Source organism: Leminorella grimontii ATCC 33999 = DSM 5078 (assembly GCF_000439085.1).
Taxonomy (GTDB): domain Bacteria; phylum Pseudomonadota; class Gammaproteobacteria; order Enterobacterales; family Enterobacteriaceae; genus Leminorella; species Leminorella grimontii.
The window spans coordinates 1-6,368 of sequence record NZ_AUUA01000030.1; the positions used below are offsets into that span (position 1 = coordinate 1).

Genomic DNA, 6,368 nt, shown 5'->3' on the forward strand with positions numbered 1-6,368 from the left:
CCCCCTTTAGGCCCCTTCAGAAAGTCATAACCGGCTTTACCGAGGCGATACCCCTTGCGTGCAACCACTGCGCCAGCAATCGCGCCTGCCGTCACTGTTAACGTTTTGGCATAGCTCTGAAGCTCTTCCGGTGACAGGGCATTAATAGCGTCCGCAAACTCTTGTAGCGGCCTCGCCAGCTTCAGGTTGGCCCAGCGCTCACCGGCTGTCATCAACGACTGTAGTGCGCCGTTAAAGGTCTGTACGTTGCGGGTGGCCTTTTCGTTGACCAGACCGTCGATGGTGTCAACGGGCGCTTTAAGCTGCGCCTGCTTTTCTGGGTCAGCGAATGACTTCGCGAACTTCAACGTATCGCCATCGAAGATGGTTTTCAGGTTGCGCTCTTTGTACTTTGACCGTTCACCAATACTCAGCATCAACTCATTAGGTGAGACCAGCTCGCCTTTTGACTTGTCCTTCCAGACCTTGACGCCGTTGCGCTCCATCGTGCGGAGTTTTTCGCGGTCTTTGGTGGCGGCATACACCTGCTGCAAAGCGGCCGTGACCTGCGCGTCACTACCAAATTCCGAGCTACCCAAACGCTGCATTTTCAGCAGTTCAAGCATCTCGCCGGAACGGTTCCAAGACGTGCCCTTTGTCAGGCTTAAAATGCCGTTGACCTGCTCATTGATGTTGCCGGTGCCGACGACCGACAGCGACGCAACGCCATCCAGCACCTTCATCATTTCCTCAGAGGAGCGAATACCATCATTCCACATGGAGGCCACGAGCTGGCCGGACGCTTCGGAACTGAGTCCGATGCCCTTGATGGCTGCCGCGATTTTATCCATGTGCGCGATGGCCGCGTCCGGGCTATTGGTTTTTTCAAGGAAGATATTGGCGGCGGAAAGTAACTCCCCCTGAACCATCTTGTAGTCGGCGGCATTTTTCCACAACGCGCTGTCAAACGCGGCCGCTTGGTCGGCAACCATGTTGTAACGCGTACTGACTTCGGTGAGCTGCTGCTGCGTATTACCGACGTTCTTGGCGAGCATCATCATACCGCCGCCGGTCACAAGACCGGTCAGGCGGTTATCAAACTTGTCCAGTGCGCCATTGGCAAGCCCCATCGCTCCCCGAAAGACGCGCATAGACCGGGAGCCATCCGCACCCAACGAGCGGATAGATGCCCCGAAGCGGCGCGCCTGCTGGGCGACGTTCCCGGTCAAATCAACAATAAATCTTGCGCGGTTCTGGCTGCTCATCAGGCTTCCAACCATGTAAAATAACGTACCAGACGGGACAGGGGCAGGTTAAACGCCCATTCAACACCGTTTAACCGCATCCCCACTTTCAGAGCAGCGCGCTCAATATTACGAACGCGCCGCAAACTATCGCCCCTCGCGTTCCACCGCAGACGACAACGACTGCTCTTGGTGGTTAAAGATGGCCGACTCCAGCGCTGACAAATCCTCTATGGTGAGCTTGCCCAGCTCGGCGATAGAGATAGGGCCATTAATCGGCCCAATGCGTTTAACCGCGCGGCGCATCAGCTCATAGGTCATACGAGAGGGGGATTTCACCAGAACGGGGCCGTTACGGGATTCCACCACGCGCTCACTGGCCGCGTCCGCATCAATCATGTGTTGCGCCGTCAGCTCCTGAATATCCACCTCACGGTGGTATTCCTCGCCCACCTTCAGACCAGTGGTTAAGGTCACGGTCGTACTCATAGTTCTTGCGCCTCCGTAGCTTCAAACGTAGTTGAGATATCCCCACCGCCGGACAAGGTAGACTGTCCGGTATTCCAAGCTCGCGACATCAAAAGACGCTTACCAATATCGGTTTCAAAAATGATAGTGGCATCCACCATACCGTTGATATCCGCCAGCGACAGCGTGGTATGATTGGGAAACGTCGCCTGTACGGTGGCCTGTAGCGGCGTTTCTTTAAAGCCGTACACCTTGTAACCAATCACCGGCGAGCGCTGTTGCCCGCCGATAGTGAAGGTCGCACCGTCAAGGGTGGGGTATTCCTGCCCGTTGACACGGACAAAGGCTTTCCCCTGATACTGCAAATTACTTCCAGCCATTTAGGCCCCCTTAAAGTACAAACTGAATTGCATGGGCATAGACTCGGAACTGGTTGACCAAATCCTCGTTGCTACGCACATCAAGACGATTGCGGTCGTCGGCATTGCGCTCGACAATCAACGTCGATTTAAACGCCTCAAAGTTCTCGACAAGCCCCTTTTCCTCAAGCTCAGTAAAGAGCGCGAGTAGCTCATCGGTGATGATGCGCGGTGTCACCATCGGCTGACCGGGGCCAAAGCGCGTACCGTCGTCCGCAAGCTTATGACGCGGAAACTTCTGCGTAATGCGAGTACGAATGGCGTAACGGATGTATGACAGGGTCGCAATGGTTTCCACATCCAGATAGCTCGGGTCAGGACTGCCGTACTTGTTGACGCGGTACATGGTGATACAGCGGTCAATCTGGACATACCCGCCCGCATCTACGCTGTAGACGCTGACACCGTCATACAGATGCAGGTTGCGCTCCTGCCACGTCCAGCGGTCGGAAACAGACGGTGGTTTTAGGCCGGTCAACGTCAGCGTTTGTAGTGGTCGCGCCGGGTCAATGGCGAGCGACTTCACCGACACCGCCGCCAGCACTGACGCCCAGATGTACGCCGGTTCGGGGGCGCGGTTGGTGCCCATCGTGCAGAACAGGTAATCGTTGCGCGCCGTACCAAAGGCCGATGTCTGCGCGTAAGTGCCGCGATAGGCCATAAAACAGGTGCTGTCGATTTGGCGCATCCCGCCCCAGCGGCTGACGAACTCGGCAGACAGCAGGTCAAGGTTGGCCGTATCGGTGAACGGGTTAACCACAAACTGCCACCACGTCTCACCAAAGGCGGCAATGGTCGCCCCCAAATCTGGATTACCTACACCGCCCGCCATCGGGGTAATGGTGCAGCCCACGCCTTCGGGGAGCATTTCACCGGTGTAGTAGTTAATGCGCAGGTCAATGTCGTTACCGGTCAGCCCCGACCATTTAGCTGTGAAGGTCACTTTCGCATCAACCACCCCAGCCGTTACGGGCAGCGAGGCATCATCATTGACGACTGTCGCGATTTTCTGTGCCAGCGCAGCGGCCGTGTCACCCACCTTGGCGTTGACGTAGGCTTTTACTCCGGCAATCATCAGCGTGATTTGACCAGCGGTCGTGCAGGGACCCGTCAAGACAATCGTGCCGGTGGCACGGGTGCCGTCTTCATCATCATCCACGGCCAGACACCACAGGTCAGCGGTCGGATTGGCGTTGATGAACGCACGGGCCATAGTCGCCAACTGCGACCCCTGACCAAAGGCGTCTGTTGCTGCATCAGAGCGCGTAATGCGCATAGGCTCCCCGGCTGATACGCGGCCAGATGACAGGCGCAAGCCCAACATCAGCGTACGGTATTGCAGCGCAGGCGTCCCCTTTACCGCGCCGCTGTTATCGAATTCGATATACGCCAGCGGAACACGTACCGTATTGTCGATAGTCTCATAAGCGATGCTCATGACTTGACTCCCTTTTGTGTTTTTGCGGGTGCCGGGTTGGCGTCGCTATCAACCAACACCACATCACCGTCACGTAAGCGGCGCTGCCAGTAACCGAGATTGGGCTTGCGCTCCCCCTCGGTTTTCAGCGGTTCATTGGTTTCAGGGTCACGCACGACGCGCCCTGAAACGGGTTTGATATGCAGTTCGTTCATTGGTCATAAAGCCCTGTATTAAGCGATTCCTGCTCCGGTGTGCCGTCAGGCTCCGCCCATTGGTGGAAGTAGGTATCAAAGTTGCCGATATCACCCTCATCCACACTGACCGGCTGGACGTGAGGGATATCAAAATAGAGTCCGCAGACCACAATGCCCGTTTTGGCACTGGTGTCGGTGTAGAGGTTGGCGGCTTGGGTGAACACCGCCCCCATGCAGGCAGACTCAAGGCGACGGTTATTCAACAACCCAATCAAACGGTCGTTAATGTCATGTGCGGCAATCGGGTCGCGTGGCTGCGCCGAAAGCGCACCGGCCACGGAAAACAGCGCCCATGAGCTGATAACGGTATCGGGGCGGGAACTTGGGCGACTGCCTATCCACGCCACGTAAACGGCGGGCGAGGCCATCACAATTCGCCTGACGGTCGTCTCCGTCCACGCTCCGGGAAGACCCTCAACTTTTTTAAGGGTCTTGCCAAACGCCTTTTTGACGAGCGCTATCAATTCGGCTTGAATGGCGGCAGTGCGCGGAACAACGATATCCATCAGATAAACCCCTTTGAACCTTTACGCGTCCAGACCGAGCCTGCCGACTCAAAGACGACCACATCACCAGACTCCGGTACTTGGTCATCAGCCGTTAAGCCAAAGCTGATATCACCCGCCCCGACCTTTTCCAGAAAACGAATAGTGGCCTCATATTCTTTCTCGGCTTTTTCTGTCGCCGCGCCACTTTCCAGCGCGTAACGCGCCAGAATGCAGGTGTGGCGGATAAGTACCGCAGGCACCTTTTTAAGCGGCAACAGGAGCCGAACGTCGATATAGCCATCGATAGCAGCAGAGGCATCGGCAAGCGCGGTTTCAATCACCTGCTCGACGGTCTGTAGCGGCTGTCCACTATCGTCACAGTCAATCTTCTCTTCCGCTAAATCGCGAAGAACGTCGCGACCGTAACGGACGTTCATGTCAGCAACGGTCGCGTAAGCCATTACTTCACCCCATGCACATCTAAGGCGGCCTTGATGTCATCCGCGCTCAAGTCAGCGCGCACGAACTCGCGCCATTGCTTTAGAAGCGGCGTGCCGGTTTTGGTAAACCACTTCTCGCGCGGCTCAATCTTGCAGGCCATGACTGCCGCAAGCAGGCGCTCATCCACAGGCGGTGGGACTTGCTCGCCGACCGGCTCAAGGTTTTCAGGGATAGGGGTACTCACAACGTCCTCGCCGCCGCTCTCCGCCACCGCTGACAGAACGTCATCGCGCATCGCGGTTAACTGGCTGGATGGTAAGACGTTATCAACCATGAACCCCGACGCCGAACCCTCCTCACCGGAAGGAGCGGGCGGAATATCATCGGCGATAACCGACACGTGCAGGCGCGGATCGCCCTCCAGTAATGCCCACTGTTGCGCGGTAACCGGCGGCAGCGTGTTTTCACCGCGATTAAGGCGGAAACCCGCGCGGCAATAGCCGTCGTGAGCCGTGTTGACCACCAACACGCCCACCACCTCAACCGCCTCAGCATGTTCAATATCGTTTTGCATAGCATTTCGAGTCCTTTAAGTGCGTGATAAACGGGGCGCAAACCCCGTTTAAACCGGGTTTAAACGCGCGTTAACGCAGCCACGGAACGACGACGATTTCGACGGCCTTGTAGTTGATGTTGCTTTCACCTCCCGCCTTGTTCTCCGCCTCAACCACACGCTTGGCAGCAGCACGGTTTTGTGGACCAACAACCAGCAGGTTAGGCACAATCCCTAGCGGGCGGCCTTGAGAAGACTCCAACAGCATCATGGCGGTAATAGCGGCGTTGAGGTTGTCCTCGTTAAGCTCAGCTTTGGAGGCAAACGCCTGTTGCCAAAAGCCATAACCAGCGGCGACACGAGCATCAACACCGTAAAGGAAGTTGTCAGTCATGAAGACTTTGTCGGAGCTAGCCGGATCGGTTTTAGCCTGAAGGCGATAGTCGCGTCGCTTTTGAAACAGCAGCGGCTTTAACGGACGTGAGGTGTCCAGCAGATACCATGCAGAGCCTTCACCCGCCTGCATGTTGGAGACCATCTTCTCACCGACGGGATGGTCGGTATCAAAGAAGTTCTGCTTGTCGTAACACGGTTGTGTAAAGCCGTTTGCCAGCAGTTGGAAGACCAACTCGTCGGGGTGCGAGGCCGCCGCATAACCCATATCTTCAAACTTCGGCATCAGCACGCCGTAGGTATCATCTTCGATATACTCAGCGAGAATACCTTCGGTGGCTTCGTACTTGACGTTTTTCACCGTGTAGTCGCTGATGGACATCTCTTTAACATCACGCTCACCCACCCACTCTTTTAGGCGAGTAAACTCCCCCAGCCACGCGTAGTTCTCGGAGCCGGACGTCGATGGAACGATAGTCGCGATACGCTCATGAAGCGGGGTGTAGTTACCACGCCCGGTGTTAAATGCCGTATTGACGGCGGTATAGAGTGCCGCTAACGCGGCTTGTGAAATTTCCATAGCGTGATTAACCCTTCATTTGTGCTTTTTTGGTGGCGAGGTATTTAGCCTCAGAAATGCCCGTTGCCGCACATACCGCCCTTTCCTGAGCAGACAGGGACGCGATACTGACGGTCGATTTCGGCGGGG

At 56.3% G+C, this 6,368-nt stretch carries 9 protein-coding genes; all 9 read right to left on the bottom strand.

Annotated features, from left to right (window positions below):
* On the bottom strand, nt 1–1,130 hold a 1,130-nt coding region (locus G544_RS0117775; RefSeq protein WP_147654626.1), incomplete at its 3' end, for a hypothetical protein.
* 240 nt (nt 1,131–1,370) lie between these two features.
* Nucleotides 1,371–1,712, bottom strand: coding sequence for a phage tail assembly protein (locus G544_RS0117780; RefSeq protein WP_027275836.1), 342 nt, complete (start codon nt 1,710–1,712; stop codon nt 1,371–1,373).
* Nucleotides 1,709–2,071 (bottom strand): phage tail tube protein, encoded by a 363-nt coding sequence (locus G544_RS0117785; protein WP_027275837.1) that lies wholly within the window; start codon nt 2,069–2,071, stop codon nt 1,709–1,711. Before G544_RS0117785 ends, G544_RS0117780 begins: the two co-directional genes overlap by 4 nt.
* A 10-nt stretch (nt 2,072–2,081) precedes the next feature.
* Complete coding sequence (locus G544_RS0117790) at nt 2,082–3,548, bottom strand: phage tail sheath subtilisin-like domain-containing protein (protein WP_027275838.1); 1,467 nt, start codon at nt 3,546–3,548, stop codon at nt 2,082–2,084.
* Nucleotides 3,545–3,742 carry a DUF2635 domain-containing protein gene (locus G544_RS0117795; protein WP_027275839.1) on the bottom strand — a complete coding sequence of 66 codons (198 nt, stop codon included), beginning with the start codon at nt 3,740–3,742 and terminating at the stop codon, nt 3,545–3,547. The genes G544_RS0117790 and G544_RS0117795 overlap by 4 nt, the downstream gene beginning before the upstream one ends.
* Entirely contained in the window at nt 3,739–4,290 is a 552-nt protein-coding gene (locus tag G544_RS0117800) for a DUF1834 family protein (RefSeq protein WP_036024507.1), read from the bottom strand. The genes G544_RS0117795 and G544_RS0117800 overlap by 4 nt, the downstream gene beginning before the upstream one ends.
* A complete protein-coding gene (locus G544_RS0117805; RefSeq protein WP_027275841.1) occupies nt 4,290–4,733 on the bottom strand; it encodes a gp436 family protein in 444 nt (147 codons plus the stop codon). The genes G544_RS0117800 and G544_RS0117805 overlap by 1 nt, the downstream gene beginning before the upstream one ends.
* Nucleotides 4,733–5,287 (bottom strand): HI1506-related protein, encoded by a 555-nt coding sequence (locus G544_RS20955; protein WP_036024511.1) that lies wholly within the window; start codon nt 5,285–5,287, stop codon nt 4,733–4,735. The genes G544_RS0117805 and G544_RS20955 overlap by 1 nt, the downstream gene beginning before the upstream one ends.
* Nucleotides 5,288–5,357: 70 nt before the next feature.
* A complete protein-coding gene (locus G544_RS0117815) occupies nt 5,358–6,239 on the bottom strand; it encodes a Mu-like prophage major head subunit gpT family protein (RefSeq protein WP_027275842.1) in 882 nt (293 codons plus the stop codon).
* Between the last annotated feature and the right edge of the window lie 129 nt (nt 6,240–6,368).

Bases quoted from the DNA above. Each gene is read 5' to 3' on its own strand.
- G544_RS0117780 (WP_027275836.1), bottom strand. From the start codon at position 1,712: ATGAGTACGACCGTGACCTTAACCACTGGTCTGAAGGTGGGCGAGGAA.
- G544_RS0117785 (WP_027275837.1), bottom strand. From the start codon at position 2,071: ATGGCTGGAAGTAATTTGCAGTATCAGGGGAAAGCCTTTGTCCGTGTC.
- G544_RS0117790 (WP_027275838.1), bottom strand. From the start codon at position 3,548: ATGAGCATCGCTTATGAGACTATCGACAATACGGTACGTGTTCCGCTG.
- G544_RS0117795 (WP_027275839.1), bottom strand. From the start codon at position 3,742: ATGAACGAACTGCATATCAAACCCGTTTCAGGGCGCGTCGTGCGTGAC.
- G544_RS0117800 (WP_036024507.1), bottom strand. From the start codon at position 4,290: ATGGATATCGTTGTTCCGCGCACTGCCGCCATTCAAGCCGAATTGATA.
- G544_RS0117805 (WP_027275841.1), bottom strand. From the start codon at position 4,733: ATGGCTTACGCGACCGTTGCTGACATGAACGTCCGTTACGGTCGCGAC.
- G544_RS20955 (WP_036024511.1), bottom strand. From the start codon at position 5,287: ATGCAAAACGATATTGAACATGCTGAGGCGGTTGAGGTGGTGGGCGTG.
- G544_RS0117815 (WP_027275842.1), bottom strand. From the start codon at position 6,239: ATGGAAATTTCACAAGCCGCGTTAGCGGCACTCTATACCGCCGTCAAT.